Below are 26,736 nucleotides of genomic sequence, written 5' to 3' on the forward strand. Positions count from 1 at the left end.
GGCGGGGACAAAGGGAACAAGACCCCCTGGAGAACCACCATGCAACAAGACGAGACCAAGGAATTTCTGGACTCCCTTCCGGAACTGGAAGAGGGCAAGACATACTGTTTCAAATGCTACCCCGGCATCGAGTGCTTCAACGCCTGCTGCTCGGACCTGGACATGGTCCTGACGCCGTACGACATCCTGCGCATGCGGGCCGCGCTCGACATGCCGTCCATGGACTTCCTGCGCGTGCACACCACGGCCTTCCACGCGCCGGACACCAACTTCCCGGTGTTCAAGTTCAAGATGCTCGACAACGCCCGGCGGTCCTGCGCCTTCGTCACCTCCGAAGGGTGCCGCATCTACGCCGACCGGCCCGGCGCCTGCCGCATGTACCCGCTCGGCCGGGCCACCCGGCCCGACGGCAAGGGCGGCGTGCTTGAACAGTTCTTCATCGTCAGGGAGGACCACTGCAAGGGGTTCCTCGAAAAGGACGAATGGACCGGCGAATCCTGGAAACAGGACCAGGGCTTCAAGGACTATACCGCGTTCAACGACCGGTACATGAACATCCTGTCGCGCACTCGCCAGCTCGGCCGACCCATCTCGGACAAGCTCAACCAGATGGCCATCCTCGCCTTGTACCGTATCGACGATTTCCAGGGATTCATCCAGAAGATGCAGCTTTTCGAGCGCGTGGAGGTGGACGAAAAACGCCAGCAGGCCATCATCACCAACGAAAACGTGGCCCTGTCCTTCGCCATGGACTGGTTCGAGCTCGTGCTCTTCCAGGACACCTCCAAGCTCAAGCCCAAAAACGTCCCCATGCGGCGCAAGGGCGTCCGGCCCGAAGGAAACTGACATGTCCCTGCCCGATAATCCCAAGCTCATGTCCATCCGCACCTTCCTCAAACGGAAGGGTGTGTTTGCCCCCGGACACCGGCTCGTCTTTACCAACGGCTGCTTCGATATCCTCCACCCCGGCCACGTGGACCTGCTCCAGCGCTGCCGCGCCATGGGCGATTCCCTGGTGCTCGGCCTCAACTCCGACGAGTCCGTCAAGATGCTCGGCAAAGGCGACGACCGCCCCCTGAACACCGCCGAGGAACGCGCCTTCGTGCTCGCTGGGCTCGCCTGCGTGGACCACATCATCATCTTCCATGAATCCACCCCGCTCGAACTCATCAAGGCCTGCCGCCCCCAGATCCTGGTCAAGGGCGGCGACTGGCCCGTCGACCAGATCGTCGGCGCCGACGTGGTCGCCAAGGCGGGCGGCGAAGTGCACAGCCTGCCGCTTTTGGAAGGGTACTCCACGACGGCGTTTTTGGAGAGAGTGCGGGGCTAGGGGAGGCCTCCGGCGGCCCCTTCGGGGAGACCAGGGCGCTGCCCTATCGCTGCTGTCGACGGCTCTAAGACCGAGCAAGCTCGGCCTAAGACCCGACGCGTCCCCGCTTAAGGCCGAGGGCCTTAAGAATCCCGTGTTCGCTTCGCTCAGGGGCGTGCGGACGCGGAAGGGTGCGACGGGAACGCATTCCGCCGTGTCGGTTGGCGATTTCGGATAGAGAAAACGGATGGTACGGCGTGCTTCTTTGCGAAAAGAGGCACGCCGTTTTTTCTACCCGAAATCGCGGGTTTTGTTTTGGGGAAGGCGCAACGCCTCAAGAATTATTGCCTCGCCGACAGGAATAAAACGCCGCAAAGGCGTCTGAAGGGGGTACGTCCACACCCGCCAGCGGCGTTGGTTACCGTCCCGAAGGGTTCGCGCCGGACGGCCCTCCGAGGCCCATGGACGCCCGGCGCGAACCCTTCGGGACACCGTCCTTCCAAGCTACTCCTTCCTCCACGCGCAACAATCCACCTCCCCGCGCCCACGCTTTCGCCGCAGGCGACACAAGAAGTTTGGGAGGGTCCAGGGAACCTTTTTCAAAAGGTTCCCTGGCGGGGTCTGGGGCAGCGCCCCAGCCGCCGGAGGCATTCTTTCCTACGCGGCCACGTGGTCGCCGAATATCTCCCAGGTCTTCAAAAAGGTGGCGTCGAAGGTGCGGTTCTCCACGTGGGAGCGGGCTTTGCGGCGCATGTATTGGATGCGTTCCGGGGTGTCGACCATGTGGAGGATGGCGCGGAGCAGGGAGTCGGGGTCTCCGGCGGGGACGATGAGGCCGGTTTCGTTGGGCAGGACGTTTTCGGCCGGGCCGCCCTTGTCGGTGACGATGACGGGCAGACCCGAGGCCTGGGCCTCGAGAACCACGTTGCCGAAGGTGTCGGTGGCCGAGGGGAAGACGAACAGGTCGGCGCTGGCGTAGGCCTGGGCCAGGGCCTCGCCCTTGAGCACGCCGGTGAAGGTGGCCGGGGTGGAGCGCAGGGCGCGCTGCATCTCGGCGAGATACGGGCCGTCGCCGACCACGATGAGCTGGATGGCGTCGCGCATGCGGGCGGCCTTGCGGAAAGCTTCGGTGAGCGTGTCCAGCCCCTTTTCCTTGGACACGCGGCCCACGTAGAGGAGCTTGGTGCCGCCGCCGATGTCGAACCGGCTGAAAAAGCCGTTGCGCTTGGCCGGGTGGAACCGTTCGGTATCCACGCCGCGCGGGTAGGTGACGATCTTGCCGGGATCGATGCCCCGGTCGATGAGTTCGAACTTGGTCGCCTCGCTGGGCGCGTAGATGACCTGCATCTGGTTGTAGAACCAGGACATGTAGCGCCAGCAGCCGTCTTCCAGGCCCGCGTCCTCGGTGAACGCCCCGACGTATTCGGGAAAGGCGGTGTGGTAGGTGCCGTGGAAGGGGAGTTTCAGGATTTTGGAAATGGCCAGGGCGGCCAGGCCGACCGGGCCGGGGGTGGCGGCCAGGATGCAGTCGTATTCCTGCTCGAAGCAGTGGGTGAGCATGTCGAGAAACGGCGGATAGGCCAGCGAGATTTCGGGGTATTCCGGGATGTCGAAGCGGCCCACGGGCTCGAAGGAGACCGCGCCGGGCACGTCGGCCCTGGCTCCGCAGGTGATGACGGTCATGTCCTTGCCGTGCCGGGCGACCATCTTGAGCTGCTGGCGGATGGTCCGGGCCACGCCGTTGATCTCGTCGAAGGTGTCGGTGAAATGGGCGATCTTGAGGTCGTCGCTGGTGCGCGCGTTCTTCTTGCGGAAGCGGTCGAGGCACTGGTTGGAAAAGGCCCGTTCGGTGGAAAAGAGGTCGTAGCCCACGAAGTAGGGGGCGAGCAGGGTGTAGAGCGATCCGGCCGAGCCTATGGAGTGGAAGACGTCGAAGAGATTGGCGCCGAGCACCGAGTTGAGGGTGCGGTCCGCAAACTGGGCGAGCACGCGGTTGGCGGCCAGGGAGACGAAGCGGGCCCATTCGCGTTCCAGGGTGATGACGTCGTCGACCTTGCCCCGGGCGATGCGCAGCAGGGTAGGGTCGTGGGCGATGATGTCGGCGGCCTCCTTGAGGAGCAGTCCCTGGACCGAGTCGGTGGGGCCGTATTCGCGGTGCAGGGTGGCCTTGCCTCGCCCGATGATGCGCTGGAGCAGGGTGGACAGGGTCTGCCTGGGCTCGTCGCCGGGGTAAAGCGCGGCCTTGATGAACCGGAAGCAGAGATGTTCGGAGACCTCGGGCGAGAGGGATCCGGTGCGCGAGCGGTAGAACTGGTAGGCGATGCCGTAGAGGTTGTGGGCCATGGTCCGGGGGGTGGCCGGGCTCCCCGCGGGCCGGGTGGTGTGCTCGGCCAGCCCGGTCAGAACGTTGTTCAGGCAGGGCTGGCCCGGGAACACGGTGTGCATGCGCGCGATGTTCAGGGAGGAATGGTCGTCGGACCCGCCGGTGATGCCTTTTTCCCACGGCTCGTCGCCGTAGGGCTCGATGTTGTGGGTGTTGGCCAACCGGTCGATGTCCAGCGGGGTGAGGCGGGCGGCGATGTCGCGCAGGGTCCTGTTCTGGCGGGCGTCGCGGGTGCCGTTCTCCTCGAGGATGTTGAACAGGAGCAGGGCCTGTTCGAAGTGGGCCGGAGTGAGCCGGTCGTTGACCGCGAAAAGCGGGTGGGCCAGGACGTGGACGATGTTCTGTTCGCGCAGGTAGGGCACCAGGTCGAAGACGTTGTCCCGGCAGCGCTGGATGTCCTCGTGCTGGGCCTCGGTGATGTAGTAGGCCAGGACGTGGAGCTTGCAGCGGTCCTCGGGGAAGTAGGTGGTGATCTCCTCGCTGATGAAGGTGTTCGGCAGGTGGGCGATCTCCAGCGCTCCGGCGATGGTGTTGTGGTCGGTGATGGTGACCATGTCCATGCCCCGGGAGAGCGCGATGTCGTAGAGGCGTCGCGGCTCGGTGAAGCTCTCTGGGCAGCCGATCTTCTGCAGAATCCACTGCGACGGGCGCGTGGAGAAGCGTGAGTGGACGTGCATGTCCACCTTGAACAGGGGGTCAGCCATGGGTGTCTCCGTTGCGGCGGGCGGGCCGCCGCGGTCAAGTCGTTCGGCGGCCTAGGCGCAGCGCCGGTTCAGCCCTTCGTCCTCGGCGGCCTGGCAGTGCACGCAGAGGCGGGCCGAGGGGTTGGCCTTGAGCCGGGCCACCCCGATCTCCTCGCCGCACTCCTCGCAGATGCCGTAGTCGGAATGGGACAGGCGCTTGAGGGCCGCCTCGATCTCGCGGATGCGGGCCACCCGGCGGCGCTGCATGGCCACGGAAAGGCCGTGCTGGGCCAGTTGGGAGGCGAAGTCGGTGTCGTCGGGGCAGTTCTCGAGGGCGGTGATGCCGCCGGTCAATTGGCCGTTGATGCTGTGCAGGCCCTGCATGAGGTGGGACCTGATTTCCCTGATCTGGTTCCTGGTCATGTTACCTCCGTCCGATTGAGTATGAGTTGATTCTTCCTAGTCCCTCCGCGCCCTCCATGGGTGGCGCTTCGGTGACAGGCTTTCGACGTTTTGGCGCATTCCAACCATTCGAAATCGTGGACTCCCCGGCCAAAGGCCGATACGATCAAGGATGGAAGTGGAAGGATGTCTTGAATAACTCTTGAAATACTCTAGATTCTCATAGGGAATAGACATGAAGTGGATGTTTTTTCTTTTCGCCCTGGTGGCCGGGGCGGGACTGCCGATCCAGACGGGCATCAACCTTCGGCTGCGCGAGTCGTTGTTGGATTCGGTCTGGGTCTCGGCCATCTCCTTCACCGTGGGCGCCGTGACCCTGTTCGCCTACCTGCTGGTCTCGCGCACGCCCTCGCCCTCGCTCGCCATGGCCGCCTCGGCCCCGGCCTGGACCTGGACGGGGGGGATGCTGGGGGCGTTTTTCGTCTTCGCCGGCATTGTCCTGGCCGGGCAGATCGGGGCGACGAGCACCATGGCCTGGCTGCTGCTCGGCCAGATCGTGGCCTCCCTGGCCCTGGACCACTACGGCGTGTTGGGGTATCAGTTACATGCGGTGTCCTGGCCCCGCGTCTTCGGGGTGTGCCTGCTGCTGGCCGGGGCCCTGCTGGTCAACAAATACTAACAAAGAGAGAACAATGAGCTTTGCCAAGGATCTGGCCGCCGTGTGCCGGATGGTCAAGATCGAGCATTCGGTCTTTGCCCTGCCTTTCGCCTATATGGGCGCGTTCCTGGCCGCCGGAGGGTGGCCCGGGCTGTACAACATGATCGTGCTGACCGTGGCCATGGTGGCCGTGCGCTCCTTTGCCATGGCCTTCAACCGCTACGCCGATCTGGACATCGACCGCGAGAATCCGCGCACCCAGAAGCGCGAGCTGGTCACGGGCGAGCTGTCCACCCGGTTCACCCTGGTCTTCATCGCGGCCGCGGCCCTGGTCTTTGTGGCCGCCTGCGCGCTGATGAACTCGCTCTGCCTGCTGTTCTCGCCCGTGGCCCTGGTCATGGCCGCGTCCTACAGCTTCTGCAAGCGGTTCACCTACTGGTGCCACTTCGTGCTCGGCTCGGTCCTGGGGCTGGCCCCGGTGGCGGGCTGGATCTGCGTGACCCCGTCCATCTCCCTGCCCTCGGTCCTGCTGTTCTGCGGCGTGACCCTGTGGGTGGCCGGGTTCGATCTGCTCTACGCCAGCCAGGACGCGGACTTCGACCGCGGCCGGGGGCTGTGGTCCATCCCGGCCCGGCTGGGCATCCCGTCGGCCCTGTTCATCTCCACCCTGAGCCACGTGGCGGCGGCCGCCTTCTTCCTGCTGGCCGGCTGGGCCGCGCAGCTGGGCGGGGTCTACTTCACGGTGGCCGCGCTCCTGGGCGTGACTCTCATGGCCGAGCACATGCTGGTCAAGGCGGACGACATGAGCCGGGTGAACGTGGCCTTCTTCACCATGAACGGGGTCATCTCCGTGGTCCTGTTCCTGGCCACGGTCATTGATCTGGCGGTCCGGGGCTGATAGTCTCGGATCCGAGGTTTCCCATGGAAGAGCAGCTCTCGCCGGTCATGGCCAAGATTTCGGAGATTCTCCTGTTCCTGGAGAAATGGCTCCAGACCAACGTGCTGACCTGGCGCACGGCGGCCCAATGGCTGTGCGCGCTGGGGGCCCTGCTGATCGCCCTGGCCGTGTGGCGCGTGATCCGCCCCCGGTTGGAGCGCTGGCGCTACGTCCATGTGCGCAACCCGCTTGGCCGGGGCGCGCTCTACGTCGTGATCCAGACCGGCGGGCTGGTCCTGTTCATCCTCCTGGCCCAGATGGCGGCCGGGGCCTTCGAGTTGCTGGAATACCGGCCGTGGGTCCTGGACGCGCTCAGCCAGCTGACCGTGGCCGGCATCGCCATCCGGCTGCTGGCCCTGACCATGCCCAACAAGGGGCTGGCCCGGTCCACGTCCACCGTGGTCTGGGTCTTTGTCGGCCTGCACATCCTCGGCCTGCTCACCCCGTTCACCACTTTCCTGCAGAACCTGTCGTTCTCCATGGGCGACACCCGGTTCACGGCCCTGGGCGCGCTCAAGGGGTTGATCCTGGCCGTGATCTTCCTGCAGGCCGCGGTCATGCTCTCCCGGTTCGCGGTGAGCCGCATCGGCAACATGCGCGACGTCTCGCCCTCGGTCCAGGTCCTGCTCGGCAAGACGGTCAAGGTCGCGCTGTTCACCATCGCCATCCTCATGGCCATGTCCAGCGTGGGCATCGACCTGACCAGCCTGGCCATCTTCTCCAGCGCGCTCGGCGTGGGCATAGGCTTCGGGCTGCAGACGATCATCTCCAACTACGTGGCCGGGATCATCCTGCTCATGGACCGGTCCATCAAGCCGGGCGACACCATCGAAGTGGGCGGCGTGTTCGGCGTGGTCAGCGGGGTGTACGGCCGCTTCTCCTCGGTCAAGACCCGCGACGGCAAGGAATACCTGATCCCCAACGAGCACTTCGTGACCAACGAGGTCATCAACTGGACCTACTCGGATACCAACATCCGGCTCAAGATACCGGTGGGCGTGGCCTACGAATCCGACGTGAACAAGGCCCTGCGCCTCATGGAGGAGGCCCCCAAGGGCATGAAGCGCATCCTGACCTCGCCCGAGCCCAGGGCCATGCTCATCGAGTTCGGCGACAGCTCGGTCAACCTGGAGCTGCGGGCCTGGATCGCGGACACCAACGACGGGGTGACCAACATCAAGAGCGACGTGCTCAAGCGCATCTGGGACCTGTTCCACGAAAACGGCATCGCCTTCCCGTTCCCCCAGCGGGACGTGCTCCTCAAGCCCGGCTCGGCCCTGGCCGTGACCGTGGACCGGGGCGACGCGCAAAAGGGCGGAGACACGCACGACGAGCCCGCCGACATCGCGCCCGACGAGTCCAAGGGATAGCCCGTGCGCGTTTTTACCGCCGCGCTCATCGTCCTGGCCCTGCTGGTCCTGTGGGACGTGGGCTGGTGGCTGGCCGGCGTGCGCCCCCTGTCTCCGTGGGCCCTCAAGGCGGAGTTGAAGCGCGCGGATACGCCGCCCCCGACTCTCATCGACGTGCGCACCCGCGCCGAATACGCATTCTTCCACATCCCCGGCGCGGTCAACGTGCCCTATCCGGCGACCCTCAATGAACTGGCCCTGGCCGCGCTCGATCCGACCAAGCCTGTGGTCGTCATCTGCATGACCGGACACCGCTCTCCGCCCACGGTCCGCCAGATGCAGCGGGGCGGCTACACCGACGTACGCAACCTGACCGGCGGCATGGCCGTGTGGAAGCTGTTCGGCGGGGACACGGTCTCGCCATGATCGAGGGGCTCAGCCACGTCACCTTCATCGTCCGCGACCTGGACCGCATGGAAGCGTTCCTGCGGGCGGTCTTCGAGGCCGAGCGGGTCTACGACAGCGGCCCGGACACGCACTCCCTGTCCCGCGAGCGGTTCTTCGTCATCGGCGGGGTCTGGGTGGCGGTCATGCGGGGCGATCCCCTTCGGGAGCCGACCTACAACCACGTGGCCTTCAAGATCCCGGACAGCGAGTTTACGGCCTACGAGCGCCGCGTCCGGGAGCACGGGGTCGAGGTCCGTACGGGCCGCTCCCGCATGGACGGGTAGGGCGCTCCCTCTATTTCCACGACCACGACAACCACCTCTTCGAACTGCACACCGGCACCCTGGCCGACCGGCTGGCCGCCTATTCAGGACCGGCCTGACCTGTTTCCCTTCTCCATGTTCCATCCCTGGGCCGGTTCGGGATTTTAGCTTGACACTCAAACTAAATCCCGCTTAGAAGGTTTGAAAGTCAAACTATACCTCTTTCAAACAAACTGGATGGCGCATGCAATTCGATTCCATATTCTGGGTGGCCCTGCAGTCGAGCGTGCTGCTCGGGCTGGTGCACGGGGTCAACCCGTGCGGCCACTCCTGGCTGGTCCTGGCCCCGTTCGTGTACGGCGAGAAGCGCGGCGGGAGGGTCCTGTCCCTGACCCTGTCGTTCATCGCCGGGACCACCTTGGCCTGCCTGCTCATCGGGCTGACGCTCGGTTCGATCTCCCTGGCCATCCCCGAGTCCTTCACCCTGTACGTGGACGTGGCCACCTTCGCGGTCCTGCTCGTCCTGGGGCTGATCCTGATCTTCAGGCCGCACCTGCTGCACAGCCACGACCACGACCATGGGCATGACCATGACCACGGGCACCATCACGATGACGGCCATGAGCACGGGCACGCCCACGACGATCACGGGGAGCAGGGCCATGATCACGATCATCACCACCACGACCACGATCACCACGAGGCCGCCCATGAAGGCCGCTGCCACGCCTGCGCGGGCCACGATTGCAAGCCGACCGCCCGGTCCATGACCGTCTGGGGGCTGTTCACCATCGGCTTCGTGAATATGATCGTGCCCTGCCCGACCGTGGCGCTCATGTACACCTACGCTCTCGACTCGGGCAGCGTGCTCAAGGGCACGGCGGTCTTCGGGGTCTACGCCGTGGCCACCGGGCTGACGCTCGGCGCGATCATCTTCGCCATCTACAAGGCCGCCGGGCTGATGCGCACCCTGACACAGGAGTGGATCGAGCCCCTGGTCATGCGCGCCGCCGGGGTCATGACCATCGCCTTCGGGGCCTACAGCCTGTACACGTCCATCTAGAGGGAGGGGACATGGTCGGCAGAATCAACCACGCCATCGTGGAGTTTTTCGAGAAGCTCTCGTCCTGGGAGCACGACGTGGTCCGCGAGAAGGGCATGACCCTGCCGCAGATGCACACCCTGGAGGTCCTCGGCATCCACGGGGCCATGCGCATGAAGGAACTGGCCGAGGCCATGGGCATCACCACCGGCACCCTGACCGTGCTGGTGGACCGGTTGGAGGACAAGGAGTGCGTGCGCCGCGTGCCCCACGACACGGACCGCCGGTCCATCAACGTGGAGCTCACGGACCAGGGCAAGGCGCTCTTCGAGGAGCACGACCGTCTGCACCTGCGCCTGACCGAAGACCTGGTGGCCGCCTGTCCGCCCGACGACCGCGAGGCGCTGCTGCGCTGCCTGACGAGCATGAACGCGCAGTTCTAGGCCGTCCGCCCCGGCCGTCGCATATCCCGCCCATCACGCTTCCCGATGGGCGCGCCATTGACCGCCGGGCCCGCCTGCCTTATTTTCTCCGCCATGAGCGAGTATATCGACCAGATCGAGACCGGCGAGTCAGTGGGGCTGGTGGAGAAGAAGTTCTTCACCTTCGGCGCGGACGAGCCGCTGGTGCTCGAATCCGGGCGCAGGCTCGGTCCGGTCACCCTGGCCTACGAGACCTGCGGCACCCTGAACGCGGACAGGACCAACGCCATCCTGGTCTGCCACGCCCTGACCGGCGATTCCCACGTGGCCGGGTTCTACGACGGCAACGATCCCAAGCCGGGCTGGTGGGACCTCATGGTCGGGCCGGGCAAGCCCATCGACACGGACAAGTATTTCGTCATCTGCTCCAACGTCATCGGCGGGTGCATGGGCTCCACCGGGCCCTCGTCCGAGAACCCGGAGACCGGCCGCCCGTACGGCGCGTCCTTCCCGGTGGTGACCATCGGCGACATGGTCCGCGCCCAGCGCCGCCTGGTGGACTCCTTCGGCATCGACACCTTGCTGGCCGTGGTCGGCGGGTCCGTGGGCGGCATGCAGGTCCTGGAATGGTCCGTGCGCTACCCGCACCGCGTGCACGCGGCCATCCCCCTGGCCACCACCACCAAGCACTCGGCCCAGGCCATCGCCTTCAACGAGGTCGCCCGCCAGGCGATCATGGCCGACCCCAAGTGGAACCGGGGCGACTACTACGAGTCCGGCCGCCCGGAGCACGGGTTGGCCGTGGCCCGCATGGTCGGGCACATCACCTACCTGTCCGACGAGTCCATGCGCCACAAGTTCGACCGCAGGCTCCAGGACCGCGTGGAGCTGTCCTTCGACTTCGAGGCCGATTTTCAGGTGGAGTCTTACCTGCGCTACCAGGGCAACAAGTTCGTGGACCGCTTCGACGCCAACTCGTTCCTCTACCTGACCAAGGCCGCCGACTATTTCAACCTCGAGAACCACTACGGCGACGGCTCCCTGGTGGCCGCCTTTTCGCGGGCCTCCTGCCGCTATCTGGTGGTCTCCTTCACCTCGGACTGGCTCTACCCGACCTACCAGTCCAAGACCATGGTCAAGGCCATGAAGAAGAACAGCCTGGACGTCTCGTTCTGCGAGATCGAGGCCCCGTGGGGGCACGACGCCTTCCTGCTGCCCAACACGCGCTTAAGCGACCTGCTCTCCGGGTTCCTGAACAAGATCTGCCTGCACTGCCGCATCGGAGATGTTGCATGAGATTCGACCTCCAAGTCATCGCCACCTGGATAGAACCGGGCAGCCGCGTCCTCGACCTCGGCTGCCGCACCGGCTCGCTGCTGGCCCACCTGACCGAAGAGAAGGCAATCATCGGCACCGGCATCGAGATCGACGAGGAGGCCGCGGGCCAGGCCATCGCCAAGGGATTGTCCGTCATTCACGGCGACATCTACGAGGAGATCGAGGACTACCCGGACAACGCGTTCGACTACGTCATCCTGTCCCAGGCCCTGATGCAGGTTCTGGACCCCGAGACCCTGCTGCGCGAGATGCTGCGCGTGGGGCGGCTCGGCATCGTCTCGTTCCCGAATTTCACCCACTACCGGAACCGGCTCCAGATGCTCTTCACCGGGCGCGCGCCCATGTCCAAGGAGCTGCCCTACGAGTGGTACAACACCCCGAACATCCGGGTCATCCCGATCATCGACTTCCGCCGCTTCTGCAAACACCTGGGCGTGCCCATCGTCAAGGAGGTGGCCATCTCCACCCACCACCACGACGAGCAGGGCAAGGTCATCACCTGGCTGCCCAACCTGTTCGCCACCTTCGGCATCTTCATGCTCGGCCAGGCTCGGCGGCCCGGGTCGGACTAGGATTCCCGCCTATCTTACGGCGCAAAAAAGTCCCCGCCATGCGAACGGCATGGCGGGGACTTTTTTGCGCCGGGCGGCGGCCGCTAGAGCGTTTCCCACCAGCGGGTGAAGGTTTGTTGCGGGTCGTCCAGGCGGACGACCTCGCCGATCTCCGGGGTGACCAGGCGATAGGGCTTGCCCTGGCCCGCCGTGACGAAGCGGCGGAAGGGGTCGTCCCAGGAGTGGTAGGAGATGTTGAACCGGCCCGTGTGCGACGGCAGGGCGGACGCGGCGCGCAGGTCCAGGGCGGCCTGGGCCGCCTGCTCCGGGTTCATGTGCACGTACTGCCAAGCCTCGTTGTATTGCCCGCTGTCGAGCAGGACAAGATCGAATCCGCCGAAGCGCTTTCCGATGGCCTTGAAGTGGGCCCCATAGCCGCTGTCGCCGCTGTAGAAGATGCGCCGCGAACCGGTCTCCAGGGCAAAGGCGACCCACAGGGTGCGGTTGCGGTCGAACAGGCGGCCGGAGAAGTGCCGGGCGGTCAGGACATAAAGGGTCAACCCGTCCTCCAGGCGCACGGTGTCGTCCCAGTCGGCCTCCACGATCATTTCCTCCGGGAACCCCCAGCTGGCGAAGTGGGCGCCCACGCCCAGGCCGGTGACGATGCGCCCGATTCTGGGCCGGAGCGCGGTCACGGTGTCGTAGTCCAGGTGGTCCCAGTGGTCGTGGGAGATGAGCAGGTAGTCGATGTCCGGGATGTCTTCGGCGGTGTAGAGGGTCGTGCCGTCAAAGGCGCGGGTCGAGAAGGACACGGGCGCGGCGTGGTCGCTCAGGACCGGGTCGATCAGGATGGTCCGGCCGTTCAGACGGATGAAATAGGAGGAGTGGCCGAGCCAGATCACGGCGTCCCGGTCCGGGGCCATGGACTTGAGGTCGGTCTTGACCACGGGAACGGGGCCGGGCGGGGTCAGGTTGTCGTCGCTGCGCAACAGGAACTTCAGCCACAGGCCGAACCCCTCGCCGCCCTCGACCACGCTGACGAAGGGCTCGCGGTTGTGGAAGGTCCCGCCCTGGTAGTTGGGGGACCGGGATATGCGGTCCAGTCGGTCTCCCTGGGGGAGCCTGCCGAACTTGGCCTGCCGGAAGTAGAAGCAGCCCGAGACGGCCAGCACCAGGGCCAGCAGGGCGAGAAGGATGATGATCTTGTAGAGCATGTTCATGGCGGCGAGCCTTGCGTTGCGGTCAGGTCCGTGGCCGGGCCGGGTCAGCCGCGGCGCAGCGGGTTTCGGCGGGAATCGGCCTGCTCCTTCACGCGCACCGGCGCGAACAGCCGGACCGCGCCGAAGAGCACGGCGGCCAGGATGGTGATGTTCACGGTCATGGAACAGAGCAGTTCGGCCGAGAACCAGCCGCCGACGGTGGCGGCGCAGTCCCAGGCGGCGTGCGACAGTTGGAGGATCGTCTGGTATATTTCGGTGATGTTCATATCAAGCTCCTTGCGGTCGGGCGGGAAGGGACATCCTTCCCCCACCCTGACGTATCAACCTTACGCCATTCCGCCTGGACCATGTAGGCCATTTCTCCACGATTGTTGCCCGATCGTCCAAAATGAAGTCCATTCTCTCCGGTTTCGGCGGGGATTCGTTGCCCATTCGTGCTGCGGGCAGGGGCTATGCCCGGCATTCCCGGGGTTCGCGGGCGAAGATCAGGGTGATCACGCAGGCCACGGCGGCCAGGCCGCCGTAGCACAGGACCAACTGGTACAGGTTCAGGAACTTGGACAGCTGCCCGGCCAGGAAGCTGGTCACCGCCGCGCCGGTGTAGGCCGTGGCGTAGAGCAGCGACAGGATTCCGGCGCGGTTGTACGAGGCGACGCCGTCGAGCAGGGAGCGGATGCTCCCGGTCAGGGCCACGCCCTGGGCCGCGCCCGCGATGGCGCTCATGATCAGGAAGCTGGTGATCATGGACATCTTCACGGCCAGGATGATCCCGCCCAGGGCCAGGGTGAAGATGACGATGCCGATGCGCTGGGCCTTGGCCGGGGAGAACCGGGCCGTCAACGGACCGCCGATGGCGCTGGGCAGCAGGAAGGAGGAGAACACGACGGCGGCCGTGAGCGTGCTCCTGGAGCCGAGCTGGTCGGCCGCGATGGATGGGCCGTAGGCCTGGAAGAATCCGCCCAGGGCCCAGGTGGCCAGAAAGAGGCAGGCCGCGATGGGGAACAGCCGCCGGTCGGCCTGGGGCATGGAAAAGGCGGGCCGGAGCGAGGCGGCCAGGCCGGGCTTGCGCTTCACCGTCTCCCTGCCCGTCAGGATCAGGACGCAGACCACCGCCGTTTCGATCAGGACGATGACGTAGCAGAGCATCTTCGGGTACGGGCCGTACTCGACCAGTGCGCCCGAGGCCAGGGCGCCCAGGGTCAGCCCGACCATGGGCGCGTTGCCCACGATCACGGCGGACAGCCAGCTTAAGGAAGGCGGGGCGCTGTCCACCACGTAGGCCGCGATGGCGCTGGAGGCCAGGCCGCAGGAGAGCCCGAGCAGGAGCCGGGCGACGATCAGGGGCGTCGCGCTGTCCACGCGCAGGAGGATGAAGCTGGCCACGGCCGAGAGGGCGAAGGCGAGCAGGGTGACCGGCTTGCGGCCCAGGTGGTCCGAGATGCGGCCGAAGAACAGCAGGGCCGAGATCGCGCCGATGAAATAGACCACGGCGGTCAGGGAGAGGTCGTTGTAGGTCAGTCCTTCCGCGCGGCGGTAGACGTCATAGAGCGGGATCGGCGTGGCCGAGGCGGCAAAGGCCATGAGCATGGACAGCGTGGCCGCGATGAAGCCGATGTTTTTACGCAGGGTTTCCAAAATATATATCCTGTATCTCGAACGTGTCGCTATAGGTTGCGGGATCACCGCCCGGTCTGTTTCGCCAGGTGGGCCGGGTAGCGGTCCCCGGCGATCTCGATGTCCGCCAGGGCACCGTCCAGCCTCCTCACCTCGTCCGCCGTCAGTTCGATGTCGGCGGCCCCCAGGTTTTCCCGCAGCCGCTGCGGGTTCTTGGTCCCGGGGATGGGCACGATCCACGGCTTGCGGGCCAGGACCCAGGCCAGGGCGATCTGGGCCGGGGTGGCTTCCTTTTCCTTTGCGGTCTGTTCCACCAGCCGGACCAGGACCTGGTTGGCGTCCAGGTTCTCCGGGCTGAAGCGCGGCACGAGGGAGCGGAAGTCGTCCTTGCCGAAGGTCGAGGTCTTGTCGAACCGGCCGGTCAAAAATCCCTTGCCCAGCGGACTGTACGGGACCAGGCCGATGCCCAGCTCCTCGAGCGTGGGGATCAGTTCCGCCTCGGGCTGACGCCACATCATGGAGTATTCGCTCTGCACGGCGGCCAGAGGCAGCACGGCGTGGGCGCGGCGGATGGTCGCAACGCCCGGTTCCGAAATTCCCCAATGGCGGATTTTGCCCTGGTCCACGAGCTCCTTCACGACCCCGGCCACGTCCTCCACGGGCACCTCGGGGTCCACGCGGTGCTGGTAATATAAGTCGATGGTCTCCACGCGCAAGCGGCGCAGTGACCCTTCCACCGAGGCCCGGATGGTCTCGGGTCGGCTGTCCATGGTCTGGACGCCGTCCGCAAAGCGCACGCCGAACTTGGTGGCCACGGCCACCTCGCCCTTGAACGGGGCCAGGGCCTCGCCGACCACCTCCTCGTTGACGAACGGCCCGTAGACCTCGGCGGTGTCGAAAAAAGTCACCCCGTTTTCACAGGCCATGCGGATGAGCTCCACGGCCTTGTCCTTGTCCAGGGCCGGGCCCTGGGCGAAACTCAGCCCCATGCAGCCCAGGCCGAGTGCCGAAACCGTCAGTCCGTTTTTGCCGAGCGTTCTCTTACGCATCACGCTTCTCCCATGCCCCGGGATTGCCGGTTCGGGGACAGCCGCCGGGTTACGGCCGCCCACCCGTTGTTGCGCAGGACCAGCAGGCAGAACAGGGTCGCCAGGAATCCGGCGGCGAAGCTGGGGACCAGCCTGCCTCCGGTCATGCCCGCCACCAGATAGCCCACGGCGCTGCCGATGAAGGCCACCGTGGCGTAGGGCATCTGGGTGGAGACGTGGTCGATGAGCGGACAGCCCGCGTTGGCGCTGGACAGGATGGTCGTGTCCGAGATGGGCGAACTGTGGTCGCCGAACACGCTGCCCGCCAGCACGGCGGACAGACTGACCAGGACCAGGGACGGGTCCAGGGCCTGGACCACGGGCACGGCGATGGGGATGAGGATGCCGAAGGTGCCCCAGGAGGTGCCGGTGCAGAAGCTCAGGAACCCGGCCAGGGCGAAGAAGATCAGGGGCAGGGCGAAGATCATGTTCCCGCCCGTGCCGATCATGTCCGCGATGTACTGGGGGGTCTGCAGCAGCTCTCGGCACAGGCCGCCCATGGCCCAGGCCAGGACCAGGACGACGACGCACGGCAGCATGGTCTTGATCCCCTCCACCGCGCCGTTCATGAACTCGGCCAGGGTCAGGACCTTGCGCGGTACGAACAGGACGAAGGCCACGGCCAGGGCGCCGAAGGAGGCCAGGACCAGCGCGCGGCCCGCGTCGCAGTTGCCCAGGGCGGCGGCCAGGGAATGGCGGGCCGGGTCGTCGCCCCAGTAGCCGCCGGTGTAGAGCAGGGCCAGAATCGCGAAGAGGATCAGCCCGCCGATGGGCAGGAGCATATCGATCATGTGCCCTCCGCCCGCTTGCGGGGCCGTGCCGCCCGGTTCCGTTTCAGGGGGTTCGGGGGCGGAGCCCATGGCCTGGGCCTGGTCCTCCTCGCGGCGCATGGGGCCGAAATCGAACCCGCCCCAGCTGACCAGCACGACCACCAGCAGGGAGAACAGGGCGTAGAAGTTCCACGGGATGGAGGCCACGAAGGCGGCGAAGTCGCTCTGGAACGCGCCGGTGGTCTTGATGTTGCCGCCCACGCCCACGGCCCAGCTGGACAGGGGCGCGATGATGCAGATGGGCGCGGCCGTGGTGTCGATGATGTAGGCGAGCTTGGCCCGCGAGATGCGGAACTTGTCCGTGACCGGCTGCATCACGGTGCCCACGGACAGGCAGTTGAAGTAGTCGTCGATGAACATGACCACGCCCAGCCCGGTGGTGGCCAGCAGGGCGCTGCGCTTGCTCCTGATGCGCCGGGTCGCCCACCGCGCGTAGGCGTTGGTCCCGCCCGTGGCCGCCACCAGGTAGATCAGCGAGCCGAGCAGGGAGCCGAAGACGATGACGTTGAAGTCCACCTTGGAGACGATGAGCTGGAAGGCGACCTCCACGGTCTTCAGCGGGTAGGGCGCGTTGCCTACGCCCACGCAATAGATGAGCGAACCCGCCAGGACACCGACGAACAGGGAGGAGACGATCTCCTTGGTCCGCAGGGCCAGTATGATGGTGATGCACGGGGGCAGGAGCGAGAGCCACCCCGCATTGAATTGTTCCATTGATGAATCTCCGTTACGGTCGTTTTGCTTCGGCGTGCCGCGCCCATGGCGAGGCGGTCCGGCCCGGGGCCGGGAATGCCGCCGGGCCGCGCGCCGGGGGGCGCGGTGTACTGCGGAAAGGTCCGGGCCTTGCTGTGGACGGTTCTATACTAGGACGGATCGGGGAGAATCCGGTAGACGATTCGTCTTCATTTCTTGCCCGATTCTCCGGAGTTGCGGCGGGGCGCAGCGCCCCTCAACCCCCTTTCGGGGGCGAGGCGCGCTGCTGAGGTGGCATGAAAATCCTGTAAATCCAATCTATGCGGGTCTATTCGGCCTCGATACGCAGAGTGCCGCTCAGGGAGGGGATCTGGTCGCCCCCTTGCACGGCCTTGCCGAGTTCGTACAGCCCGGACGCGGAACCGAAGGTCCCGAAGAACATGACCACGTCGCCCCAGGGCGCGTAGTAGGCCAGGGTGCCGGGTTTGGCCGCCTTGACCAGCGGGGTGTTCGAAGTCCCCAGCTTCTTGGGCGGGTAGTATATCTTCTCGTTGCTGCTGTAGTTCTCCACGTCGATGTCGAGCGGCAGCTGGGCATACAGGTCCTTGGAGGCCTGGCTGTCGTTGAGTTCGAACACGATGGTCTTGCCGTTGGCTTTGACGGTTATGCGCATGGTCTTTTCATCCTTTTGGTCGGTGGGGTTCATCTTGCGGATCACGGCGGTCCCGGACATCGCCTCGATGTCGTCGATGCCGCTCAATCCGACGCCCAGGCGGTGCATTTCATCGCCCGCGTAAAAATCCTCGTAGAGCATGAAGGCATCGCCCCACGGCGCGTAGTAGCTCAGCTCGCCCTTTTTCCCGTCGTGGTACGCCTCCTCCGGCTTCACGTTCAGCTTCTTGGGTGGATAGAACATCCACTGCGCGTCGCGGAAGTTGGACAGGTCGAGCGAGAGCGGCAGCTGTTCGTAGAATTCGCGGGCCGCGTCCGTGTCGTAGAGCCGGAAGGTCGCGGTCCTGCCCTGCGAGGCGATCTCCACCCGCATGCCGGACAGGGAAAGGGTGTTCTTTTCCTCGCCCGCGCCACCGGCGGCCAGGGCTGTGGCAGGGAAGCAGGCCGCCGCGAGAGCGGCGAGGCAGGCCAGCAGAATGCGATTGACGGCAATATCCATGGCGTCCCCCTACATCGAGTATCCAGGTTTCTTGTACAGCAGATCGGCCTTGTCCCGGACCTCGGGATCGTAGACCCGCTCCTTCCACTCATCGGACGGGACGTCCTCGATGGACACCGAGACCGAGGCCGGGCTGGCCCCGGTGATGCGGACCACGTCCTCGGTAATGGCCTCGGCCAGACGTTTCTTGTCCTCTTCCGACCGGCCGGGCCAGAGCATGACGCTGACATGGGGCATGATCCTCTCCTTTGCCGCCTCGGCGGCCAGGGCCTTGACGGCGCGCGCGTTGACGGCGCCGCCCAGCCCGCTCAGTTCAAACGTGACGGCCAAGCCGAGACCGATGGTTCCCTTGACCATGAACTCCCGCCGCGAAAATCCCTTGTTGCTCATCATCGTCTCCGCGTTTCTAGACGTTGCGGCCCATGTCGTAGGCCTCCCGGAGAGAGCCCGTCCCCTTGACGCCGCCCTCGTCCCAGATGCCGGTGCAGGCGACCACGCCCCGTTCCCGGGCCCCGTACAGGCAATCGGTGAAGACCCTGAACCCGGCGACCACGCTGTCGATGGACCGCCGGCCACCCGCCGCCGAGGCGATGAAGTAGACGTCCAGGTCGCGGACCATGGTGTAGATGGGGCAGAAACGGTCGATGAAGTTCTTCATCCGGGCGTTGAAGGTCATGAAATAGACCGGGCTGGCCAGGACCAGGACATCCGCCTCCAGGGCCTTTTTCATGAGCGGGGCCATGTCGTCGTCCTGCACGCAGGAGCCGGGGTCGGAGATGCACGAGCAGCACCCGAGGCAGAAGTTGATGTCGAGGTCCGACAGCCGGATCTTCTCGGCCCGGTGCCCGGCCTCTGCGGCGCCGCGCAGGAACTCGTCGCACAGGATGTCGGAATTGCCCTCGTCCCTGGGGCTGGCCGAGACGATCAGCACGTTTTTCACGGCCTTGGCCGGGCCGGATTCCGCCTGCGCCGGTTGCGCGGACGCCATGGCCGCCGCGACCGGGGCCGCGACCAGGGTCGCCCCCGCCTTGAGCAGCTCGCGCCGCTCCCGGAAAATCCCCGTCCGGTCCGTGTCCCTGTCGCGTTCCCGCATGGCGGCCTCTTCCGGGTTAGACGCTGCGGCCCAGTTCAAAGGCCTTCTTGCTCGCGGGGGTGCCCTTGGCCCCGCCCGCGTTCCATAGGCCGGTCACGGCCACGGTCCCCTTTTCGGTCACGTCCAGGCAGTCGGTGAAGACCCGGTAGCCCGTAAACGTGCTTTCCACCGGGAAGCTGCCGCCCGCCGCGGCCGCGATGAAGTAGACGTCCTTGTCGTGGATCAGGGGATAGATGGGGCAGACCCTGTCCATGAAGGTCTTCATCTGGCCGTTGAAGGAACGGAAGTAGACCGGGCTGGCCAGGACCAGGACGTCGGCCGCCAGAATCTGTTCGTAGATGGCGTTCATGTCGTCCTTCTGGACGCACCGGCCGGGCTTGCCGACGCAGGTGCAGCATCCGGTACAGTAGTTGATGTGCCGTTCGGCCAGGCGGATCTTCTCCGCCCGGTGTCCGGCCTCCTCGGCCCCGCGCAGGAACTCGTCGCACAGGATGTCGGAGTTGGCGTTCTTTCTGGGGCTGGCCGAAATGATCAGTATGTTCTTGCTCATGATTCGTAGGGGGTGAAATTTTGCGGCGGCCGCTCCGGGACAGGCGATTCCTTCACCGGAGCGGACGCCGTTTGTGTTAATGGGGTCCGGCTACTTGCGGGCTTCGAGGACCTTGGCGAGCACCTTGCCCGCGCTGTCCGCCTCGTCCTTGCCCACCTCGGCGTCCAGGACCTTGACGAAGTCGTGCATCTGGCCCTTGGACAGGCCGGTGTTCATGGCCGCGCCCATGTGGAAGCCGAGCGGCCCCTCGGCCCGGCCCAGGCTGGCCAGGCAGGCGATGGTCGCCAGTTCGCGTTCCTGGCGGGTCAGCACGTCGCGGGCGAAGATGTCCGCGAACAGGTGCTCCTTGAGGTACGTGTCGATGATCGGCGCGAACTTCTGGTACGGGGCGTCTTCCTTGGGGACTTCCTTGAGCCCGGACAGGTCGGCGCGCACGCGGGCGCCGTAGGCGTCGCGGTTGAAGTCGGCCGGAAGCGGCGAGGCTTCCTTGCCCATTTCATCCTCGATGCCCTTGGCCTTGCGTTCGTCCATCACGCCCATGAAGGTCCAGATTCCGCCCAGGCTGCGGGGAAAGCCCGCGTAGGCGTACATCTGGACAAGGACTTCCTTGACCTCGTTGACGGTCAGCCCGGCGTCCAGCCCTTCGTTCAGGGCCGGTTTGAGCCGGGCCGTGTCGCCCGTGGTGGTGAAGGCGGCGATGGTCACGATGGCCTTTTGGCGGGCGTCGAGGGTTGTTTCCTTGTTCATTTCGCTTGCCTCCGTTGTCGCCGCGATACCGAGGACCAGGGCCAGAGAGATCAGGAACGGGAAGTGTTTCCGGGTTCGCACGGCCGGCCTCCTATCGCTTCATGTATTGTTCGTCGGTGACCTTTTCCTTCCAGACGACAGCCTTGCCGTCCTTCACGCCGGAGATCACCAGGTGGGTCATGGGCGCGTCCGGGGTCGCGCCGTGCCAGTGGTCCACGCCCACCGGGCACCATACGGTCTCCCCTTCATGGAACTCGATGACCTTGCCGTCGCGCGTGCCGGTCAGGGCCACGCCGTCGGTCACGATCATGTGCTGTCCGGCCGGGTGCCAGTGCCAGTTGGTCCGGGCCCCGGGCTGGAAGGTGACGTACGCGCCCGAGTACTGGGCGGTCTCGTTGGGCGGGAACAGCATGTCCACGGTCACGTCGCCGGTGAAGTACTCGGCCGGGCCCTTGAAGGATTTCTGCGTTCCCTGCAGGTAGGGCACCTGGCCCTGTTCGGCGTACGCCACGGCGGCGAAGGCCAGCACGGCCATGATCAGGATCAGTTTCTTCATTGCATGCTCCTTTTCGTTGGTCCGGATTCCCCCTTGGGGAGAGCACTGCGAGCCCCGCGAAGGAGTTGCCCGGGTGGTGCGTCGGCCATATGGCCGACGAAATTCGGGTGCGGACGCCGGGGGCCGGTTAGCCCAGGGCGTCGTACTCCTCGTCGGAAACCGGCTCCAGCCACTCGTTGGACTTGCCCTCGGCCGGGACCTCCACCGCCACGTGGGCGAACCAGGAATCCTTGGCGGCGCCGTGCCAGTGCTTGGTCTCGGGCGCGATGTTGACCACGTCGCCGGGGCGCAGTTCGCGGGCCGGTTTTCCGGCCTCCTGGTACCAGCCGCGTCCGCCGGTCACGAGCAGGATCTGGCCGCCCTTGTGGTGGATGTGCCAGAAGTTGCGGCAGCCGGGCTCGAAGGTCACGTTGCCGATGTACACGCCTTCGGTGGAAAGCATTTCCAGATAGCTGGTGCCGGTGAAATAGGCGGCGTAGGCCTCGTTCAGGGGCCCTTTGGGGAAGATGCCGTCTCCCTTGAAGGTATCGCTCATGGTTAAACTCCTTGCGTTGTTCTTGCCCGTTTGCCCGCGGTTCGGCGGGCGACAGACTATTTTTTCAGCTCTATCCGGACGGAAATGCTCCGGTCCAGGGTCTCCATGACGGACGGGGGGCAGTCGAGCGCGCCCATGGTGACCATACCGTCGAACTGTTGGGAAATCTCCTCATCCTTGTAAAGGATGGCGAAATAGTTCCCGTCCACGGCATAGGCGATGTCGCCGTTCTTCCACCCGCTGCGCAGGCTGGTCTTGTCAAAGGGCAGCGAGTCGCTCATGACCCCGCAAAAGTCGTGTTCGTAGCGCTGCAGCCGCACGGTGTACGGCAGTTTGGCCAGCAGCGCCTGGGCAGGCTTGCTGTCGTTGAGCACCGCGGGGATCACGGTCTCGCCGACGATCAACTGGATATCGGTCGTGTTCTCGGACATGGTGTTCGCTCCTTCGTGACCGCCGCCGTCCCCGGGCGCCGCCGGGGCGTTCGGAACATGGGCCAGAGCGCCCATGAGGACGAAGCATATCACGAATACGTTCTTGAGTAAGGTGTTTCGCAATCTCTGATTCCTATACATCGCCCGGGGCGGGACGGTTTGGACAATCCTCCTGAAAAATTGCCCGATCCTCCGAAATCGGAGGATCGGGCAAGACTGCTACCGCCCGGCGACTTTCTCGGAGGTCCGCTCGATGGCGTCCAGTAGTTCGTGCAGCCTGACGGCGTCCGCGAAGCTGGGGGCGTTGCGGGTGCCGTTCCTGATGTCCCCGGCGACCAGGGCGTAGATGCCGCCGACGTTGCGCGGGATGACCTCTTCCGGGCGGCCTTCGTACAGCTCGGCCGGAACGGCCAGGGGGTGCATTTCGGTCTCTTCGCCGTTCGCGCCGAACAGGGAGAGCTGGGCCATCTGGCCGTGGCCGAACCCGGCCCTGACCTGGATATCGCCCTCGGTGCCGTTGATCTCCCAGAGGAAGTTGGTCCCCCGGGACATGCCGCCCCGGTAGTGGGCCGAGAAGGCCGCGCCGCTTTCAAACACGCCGTTGACCATGATCTGGTCCTCGGAGGTGGCGGTCAGGGTCTCGCCGGTGTCGGTCACCTTGACCTTGTCGCGGCGCAGAACCATGCGTCCGGCGATGTCCTTGAACTCGCCGAGCACGTCGCGCACCCCGGCCAGGGTGTGCCCGAACGGGATGGTCAGCATGGTCGCGCCCGTGGCCTTGTCGTTGAGGTAGGCGAGGTCGGCGACCGTCTCCGTGCCCCAGCCCCCGGCGTCGGCCACGATGGTCGAGGAGAGCACCTCGCCGACGTACCCGTCCGCAATCAGCTTGCCCAGGTATTCGACCTCCACGGCCGCGCGCATCTGCGTGCCCACGGTGGCGACCACGCCCTTTTCCTTGGCCAGGGCGGACAGCTTGCGGGCCTCTTCCAACCCGTTGCCGAGCGGCCACTCGCAGTGCACGTTCTTGCCCGCCTCAAGCGCGGCGGAGACCAGTTCGAAATGGTAGGGCACCTTGACAGTGACCACGACCAGGTCGATCCCGTCCGAGGCGACCAGGTCCATGGGCGTGTCAAAGGCGTGTTTCAGGCCGAGCGCCTCGGCGGACCTCTTCCCGCTTTCCGGGGTGGAGTTGGCCACGCCCACGACCTCGAAGTCGTCGGCCAGGGACTTGAGCGCCGGGATATGCGCGGTGGAAGCCCAGTGGCTGTCCGGGTTCAATCCGATGAATCCAACTTTGATCTTGCTCATGATGACATCCTTTTTTTAGTGTCCTGAACGAAAATATGCGGGTCTTGCCCGTTTCGTTTTTCTGGCTCTCCGGTTCCCTCCGTTCCGGGGAGCGTCGCCGTTTCCATGGCCGCCGGTCTATGCGGCCCCTTGCTCTTGCTCGCGTTCCGCCTCGGCCACGGTCTTGAGGAACCGGGCCGGGACACCGCCCACGATGGTGCCCGGAGCCACATCCTTGGTGACCACGGCTCCGGCGGCCACGATGGCGTCGTCCCCGACCGTGACTCCCTGGAGTATGGTCGCGTTGGACCCGACCCAGACGTTCTTGCCGATGACGATGGGGGCGGGGTAGTTCAATTGCCTCTTTTCCGGGGCGAAGCCGTGGTTCACGGTGGCCAGGACCACTTTGTGGCCGATCAGCGCGCCGTCCTGGATGGTGATCCCGCCCTGGTCCTGGAAGTTGCAGCAGGCGTTGATGAACACGTTCTTGCCGATCGTTATGTTCTTGCCGAAATCGCTGTGGAACGGGGGGAACAGGGTGAAGGTGCCGTCCACCTCCCTGCCGGTGAGCGCGGCCATGAGCGAACGGACTTCGTCGGGCGAGTGGTAGGCGTTGTTCAGCTCCGCCGTGATGCGCATGGCTTCGTTGCTGTAATGCACCAGGAGGGAGTGGGCGTCCGATCCGGCCTCTATGGGCTGGCCGTTGTCGAAGATTTCGAGAAGTTGCTTGAGGTCCATTTTTATTTGTTTCCCATATATGTTTCGGCCAGGTTCGGAGCCGGTGCGGATTGCCGGGCGCGCCCCGGAGGAGAGGCACCGCTTCATCTTATCACAAAAGGCGAGACAGCGGTGAGCAAAACCGCTGTCGGGAAAAACCGTTCGAGCGACGGCGCGGGGCAGGGGCGTTGCGCCGCCATGGGGGTTCACCCTTGAAGGCCCGCCGCCGGACTGGCGGCGGGCCCGGTTTTCTCGCGGTTGCTACAGCGACTTGGTGAAGAAGTCCTCAAGCTTGTCGAACGGGATCATGTCCGTGCGGTCGTACAGGTCGATGTGCCGCGCGCCGGGGACGATGACCAGCTCCTTGGGCTCCTTGGCCATCTTGTAGGCGTCCTCGGTAAAGTACCGGGAATGCGCCTTCTCGCCCATGATGAACAGGATCGGGCGCGGCGAGATGGTGTCGATGTAGTTGAGCAGCGGGAAGTTCGTGAAGGCCATGTTGCTGGTCGCCGTGAACGGGCCGTGGGAGCGCGGATGGTGGCCGCGCGGCATGGCGTAGTATTCCCAGAACTCGCTCATGATCGGGTCCAGCCCCTCGGGAATGGAATTGACCGCTTCGGTCGGGAAGCCCTCGGGCAGCATGGGGGCGCCGTTCTCGAAGTCCTTCCAGCGCTGCTCGCCGAGCTCGGTGAGCACCTTGGTGCGCTCCTCGTCGGTCATGGAATCCTGCCAGCCGTTTCGGATCACGCGGCTCATGTCGTACATGGACGCGGTGGCCACGGCCTTGATGCGCTGGTCGACCTGCGCGGCCTTGAGGGCGAACCCGCCGCTGCCGCAGATGCCGATGGCGCCGATCCGGTTCCGGTCCACGAAGGGACGGGTGCCCAGAAAGTCCACGCCCGCGCTGAAGTCCTCGGAGAAGATTTCCGGGGACGAGATGTGGCGGGGCTCGCCGCCGCTTTCGCCGTTGAAGGACTCGTCAAAGGCGATGGCCACGAAGCCGCGCTCGGCCATGGTCTGGGCGTAGATGCCCGCGCCCTGCTCCTTGACGCCGCCGTAGGGCGTACCCACGACCAGCGCCGGGTATTTCTTGGATTTGTCCATGTCCTTGGGCATGTACATGTCCGCGGACAGGGTGATGCCGTACCGGTTGGGGTACGAAACCTTTTCGTGAACGACCTTGTCGCTCAATTTGAATGTCTTGTCCCAGGTCATATCTTCCTCCGCATAGGCAAGGTTGGCCGCCAGCACCAGGGTCAGCACCGGCAGTGCGGTTTTCATCAGCTTGGTCACAAAAGCGGTAAGTTTCATTGTGGCCTCCATCAGTTCGAATGATTGTTGCGGTTGTCACTATCGCGACCCGGACCAAAGAGCCGCGCGGCCCGGCCGGGTCAATCGGCCATGTATTGCAATGTGGATTCCGGCTCGCGCAGCCCCCGGATTACGATCTTCGAGGCGGCCTCGTCGATCATCGAGAGGTCATCCGGGGTGAGCGTCACGTCCAGCGCGCCCAGGTCCTCCTCCAGCTGGGGGAAGGTCCGGATGCCGGGGATGGGAACGATCCACGGCTCCCGGGCCATGACCCAGGCCAGGGCGATCTGCGCCGGGGTGGCGTCCTTTTCGGCCGCGACCCGGCGCAGCAGGTCGACGATGGGCATGTTCTCCCTGCGGGCGTCCGGCAGAAGGCGGGGGATGGTGCCTCGGAAGTCCGTCTTGTCGAAGACCGTGTCCTCGCCGATGGTTCCGGCCAGAAATCCCCGGCCCAGGGCCCCGAAGGCGACCAGGCCGATGCCCAGCTCCTTGAGGGTGGGCAACACGTTTTCCTCGGGCCGCCGCCAGGACAGGGCGTACTCGCTCTGCAGGGCGGCCACCGGCTGGACCACGTGGGCACGGCGGATGGTCTCCGCGTTCGCCTCGGACAGGCCGAAGTGGAGGACCTTGCCCTCGCGGATCAGATCCCGCACCGTGCCCGCGACGTCCTCGATGGGAACCTCGGGGTCGACCCGGTGCTGGTAGAACAGGTCGATGGCCTCGACCCGCAGCCGTTTGAGCGAGTCCTCGGCGACCTGCCGGATATGCTCCGGCCTGCTGTCGAGGAGCGGGCCGCCCTCCATGCCCCGGGCGTCGCCCGCCGTGTTGAAGCCGAACTTGGTGCCGATGGCCACCTGTCCCCGGAAGGGCTCCAGGGCCTCGCCCACCAGCTTTTCATTGATGAAGGGCCCGTAGACCTCGGCGGTATCGAAGAAGGTGACGCCCCGCTCCACCGCGGCGCGGATCAGCGAGATCATCTCCTTCTTGTCGGACGGAGGCCCGTAGGCATAGCTCATGCCCATGCAACCCATGCCCAGGGCCGAGACCCTCAGGCCGTTGTTTCCCAGTGTGCGTGTTTTCATGGCTGCCTCCGTATTGTTCGTTGAGGG

Annotated in this window: 29 protein-coding genes and 1 pseudogene; 11 read left to right on the forward strand and 19 right to left on the reverse strand. The window is 65.4% G+C overall.

Translation table 11 applies throughout. From position 1 onward, the window contains the following. The first annotated feature begins 39 nt into the window (after positions 1-39). Both BerOc1_RS10085 and rfaE2 read left to right on the forward strand, forming a co-directional pair. A complete protein-coding gene (locus BerOc1_RS10085; RefSeq protein ID WP_071545578.1) occupies positions 40-846 on the forward strand; it encodes a YkgJ family cysteine cluster protein in 807 nt (268 codons plus the stop codon). A 1-nt stretch (position 847) separates the two neighbouring features. Further along, positions 848-1,330, forward strand: a complete 483-nt coding sequence (gene rfaE2, locus BerOc1_RS10090) for a D-glycero-beta-D-manno-heptose 1-phosphate adenylyltransferase (protein ID WP_071545579.1) — start codon at positions 848-850, stop codon at positions 1,328-1,330. 636 nt (positions 1,331-1,966) lie between these two features. Here the strand turns inward: rfaE2 and BerOc1_RS10095 are convergent. Both BerOc1_RS10095 and BerOc1_RS10100 read right to left on the reverse strand, forming a co-directional pair. Then, positions 1,967-4,396 (reverse strand): glycosyltransferase, encoded by a 2,430-nt coding sequence (locus tag BerOc1_RS10095; protein WP_071545580.1) that lies wholly within the window; start codon positions 4,394-4,396, stop codon positions 1,967-1,969. A 51-nt stretch (positions 4,397-4,447) separates the two neighbouring features. Continuing rightward, complete coding sequence (locus tag BerOc1_RS10100) at positions 4,448-4,798, reverse strand: TraR/DksA family transcriptional regulator (RefSeq protein WP_071545581.1); 351 nt, start codon at positions 4,796-4,798, stop codon at positions 4,448-4,450. Between the two features lie 214 nt (positions 4,799-5,012). On the opposite strand from BerOc1_RS10100, the gene BerOc1_RS10105 reads away from it, so the two are divergent. The 9 genes and pseudogenes from BerOc1_RS10105 to metW all read left to right on the forward strand — a co-directional run bounded on the left by BerOc1_RS10105 (position 5,013) and on the right by metW (position 11,805). Then, the gene (locus tag BerOc1_RS10105) at positions 5,013-5,456 is read left to right on the forward strand and encodes a DMT family transporter (protein WP_071545582.1); all 444 of its coding nucleotides are present in this window, start codon (positions 5,013-5,015) and stop codon (positions 5,454-5,456) included. A gap of 13 nt (positions 5,457-5,469) precedes the next feature. Further along, positions 5,470-6,333, forward strand: a complete 864-nt coding sequence (locus tag BerOc1_RS10110; RefSeq protein ID WP_071545583.1) for a UbiA-like polyprenyltransferase — start codon at positions 5,470-5,472, stop codon at positions 6,331-6,333. Positions 6,334-6,356: 23 nt separating this feature from the next. Then, the gene (locus BerOc1_RS10115; RefSeq protein ID WP_071545584.1) at positions 6,357-7,742 is read left to right on the forward strand and encodes a mechanosensitive ion channel family protein; all 1,386 of its coding nucleotides are present in this window, start codon (positions 6,357-6,359) and stop codon (positions 7,740-7,742) included. A 3-nt stretch (positions 7,743-7,745) separates the two neighbouring features. Next, positions 7,746-8,147, forward strand: a complete 402-nt coding sequence (locus BerOc1_RS10120) for a rhodanese-like domain-containing protein (RefSeq protein WP_071545585.1) — start codon at positions 7,746-7,748, stop codon at positions 8,145-8,147. Beyond that, positions 8,144-8,550, forward strand: a pseudogene (gene fosX / locus BerOc1_RS10125) (FosX/FosE/FosI family fosfomycin resistance hydrolase). The gene BerOc1_RS10120 and the pseudogene fosX overlap by 4 nt, the downstream one beginning before the upstream one ends. A gap of 125 nt (positions 8,551-8,675) precedes the next feature. Then, positions 8,676-9,494: a sulfite exporter TauE/SafE family protein gene (locus BerOc1_RS10130; protein WP_071545586.1), complete on the forward strand. Its 819-nt coding sequence runs from the start codon at positions 8,676-8,678 to the stop codon at positions 9,492-9,494. 11 nt (positions 9,495-9,505) lie between these two features. Then, complete coding sequence (locus BerOc1_RS10135; RefSeq protein WP_071545587.1) at positions 9,506-9,916, forward strand: MarR family winged helix-turn-helix transcriptional regulator; 411 nt, start codon at positions 9,506-9,508, stop codon at positions 9,914-9,916. 93 nt (positions 9,917-10,009) lie between these two features. Beyond that, on the forward strand, positions 10,010-11,191 hold the full coding sequence (gene metX, locus BerOc1_RS10140) for a homoserine O-acetyltransferase MetX (protein ID WP_071547074.1): 1,182 nt from the start codon (positions 10,010-10,012) through the stop codon (positions 11,189-11,191). Beyond that, entirely contained in the window at positions 11,188-11,805 is a 618-nt protein-coding gene (gene metW / locus BerOc1_RS10145) for a methionine biosynthesis protein MetW (protein WP_071545588.1), read from the forward strand. The genes metX and metW overlap by 4 nt, the downstream gene beginning before the upstream one ends. Positions 11,806-11,888: 83 nt before the next feature. Here metW and BerOc1_RS10150 read toward each other — a convergent pair whose 3' ends face one another. The 17 genes from BerOc1_RS10150 to BerOc1_RS10230 all read right to left on the reverse strand — a co-directional run bounded on the left by BerOc1_RS10150 (position 11,889) and on the right by BerOc1_RS10230 (position 26,709). Continuing rightward, complete coding sequence (locus BerOc1_RS10150; protein WP_071545589.1) at positions 11,889-13,004, reverse strand: MBL fold metallo-hydrolase; 1,116 nt, start codon at positions 13,002-13,004, stop codon at positions 11,889-11,891. A gap of 44 nt (positions 13,005-13,048) precedes the next feature. After that, on the reverse strand, positions 13,049-13,270 hold the full coding sequence (locus BerOc1_RS10155; RefSeq protein WP_071545590.1) for a hypothetical protein: 222 nt from the start codon (positions 13,268-13,270) through the stop codon (positions 13,049-13,051). A 184-nt stretch (positions 13,271-13,454) separates the two neighbouring features. Further along, positions 13,455-14,639 (reverse strand): MFS transporter, encoded by a 1,185-nt coding sequence (locus tag BerOc1_RS10160; RefSeq protein WP_084641359.1) that lies wholly within the window; start codon positions 14,637-14,639, stop codon positions 13,455-13,457. 44 nt (positions 14,640-14,683) lie between these two features. Next, a complete protein-coding gene (locus BerOc1_RS10165) occupies positions 14,684-15,667 on the reverse strand; it encodes an aldo/keto reductase (protein WP_071545591.1) in 984 nt (327 codons plus the stop codon). Then, entirely contained in the window at positions 15,667-17,250 is a 1,584-nt protein-coding gene (locus BerOc1_RS10170) for a Na+/H+ antiporter NhaC family protein (protein ID WP_071545592.1), read from the reverse strand. The genes BerOc1_RS10165 and BerOc1_RS10170 overlap by 1 nt, the downstream gene beginning before the upstream one ends. Positions 17,251-17,557: 307 nt before the next feature. Continuing rightward, on the reverse strand, positions 17,558-18,400 hold the full coding sequence (locus tag BerOc1_RS18680; RefSeq protein ID WP_084641361.1) for a cyclophilin-like fold protein: 843 nt from the start codon (positions 18,398-18,400) through the stop codon (positions 17,558-17,560). A 9-nt stretch (positions 18,401-18,409) separates the two neighbouring features. Next, positions 18,410-18,790, reverse strand: coding sequence for a tautomerase family protein (locus tag BerOc1_RS19170; RefSeq protein WP_207503305.1), 381 nt, complete (start codon positions 18,788-18,790; stop codon positions 18,410-18,412). Between the two features lie 16 nt (positions 18,791-18,806). Continuing rightward, complete coding sequence (locus BerOc1_RS10185; protein WP_242652943.1) at positions 18,807-19,493, reverse strand: flavodoxin family protein; 687 nt, start codon at positions 19,491-19,493, stop codon at positions 18,807-18,809. 16 nt (positions 19,494-19,509) lie between these two features. Then, positions 19,510-20,043 (reverse strand): flavodoxin family protein, encoded by a 534-nt coding sequence (locus BerOc1_RS10190; protein WP_071545593.1) that lies wholly within the window; start codon positions 20,041-20,043, stop codon positions 19,510-19,512. 90 nt (positions 20,044-20,133) lie between these two features. Further along, positions 20,134-20,790 (reverse strand): carboxymuconolactone decarboxylase family protein, encoded by a 657-nt coding sequence (locus tag BerOc1_RS10195; RefSeq protein WP_084641364.1) that lies wholly within the window; start codon positions 20,788-20,790, stop codon positions 20,134-20,136. Positions 20,791-20,881: 91 nt separating this feature from the next. Continuing rightward, positions 20,882-21,346: a (R)-mandelonitrile lyase gene (locus BerOc1_RS10200; protein ID WP_071545595.1), complete on the reverse strand. Its 465-nt coding sequence runs from the start codon at positions 21,344-21,346 to the stop codon at positions 20,882-20,884. A 127-nt stretch (positions 21,347-21,473) separates the two neighbouring features. Beyond that, positions 21,474-21,881 carry a cupin domain-containing protein gene (locus tag BerOc1_RS10205; protein ID WP_071545596.1) on the reverse strand — a complete coding sequence of 136 codons (408 nt, stop codon included), beginning with the start codon at positions 21,879-21,881 and terminating at the stop codon, positions 21,474-21,476. A 56-nt stretch (positions 21,882-21,937) separates the two neighbouring features. Beyond that, on the reverse strand, positions 21,938-22,312 hold the full coding sequence (locus BerOc1_RS10210) for a cyclophilin-like fold protein (RefSeq protein ID WP_242652945.1): 375 nt from the start codon (positions 22,310-22,312) through the stop codon (positions 21,938-21,940). 219 nt (positions 22,313-22,531) lie between these two features. Then, complete coding sequence (locus BerOc1_RS10215; RefSeq protein WP_071545598.1) at positions 22,532-23,620, reverse strand: Gfo/Idh/MocA family protein; 1,089 nt, start codon at positions 23,618-23,620, stop codon at positions 22,532-22,534. 117 nt (positions 23,621-23,737) lie between these two features. Then, positions 23,738-24,337: a DapH/DapD/GlmU-related protein gene (locus BerOc1_RS10220; RefSeq protein WP_071545599.1), complete on the reverse strand. Its 600-nt coding sequence runs from the start codon at positions 24,335-24,337 to the stop codon at positions 23,738-23,740. Between the two features lie 240 nt (positions 24,338-24,577). After that, entirely contained in the window at positions 24,578-25,627 is a 1,050-nt protein-coding gene (locus BerOc1_RS10225; RefSeq protein WP_071545600.1) for an alpha/beta hydrolase, read from the reverse strand. Positions 25,628-25,707: 80 nt separating this feature from the next. Then, the gene (locus BerOc1_RS10230; RefSeq protein ID WP_071545601.1) at positions 25,708-26,709 is read right to left on the reverse strand and encodes an aldo/keto reductase; all 1,002 of its coding nucleotides are present in this window, start codon (positions 26,707-26,709) and stop codon (positions 25,708-25,710) included. Positions 26,710-26,736: the final 27 nt, after the last annotated feature.

Source organism: Pseudodesulfovibrio hydrargyri, from assembly GCF_001874525.1.
Lineage (GTDB): Bacteria > Desulfobacterota > Desulfovibrionia > Desulfovibrionales > Desulfovibrionaceae > Pseudodesulfovibrio > Pseudodesulfovibrio hydrargyri.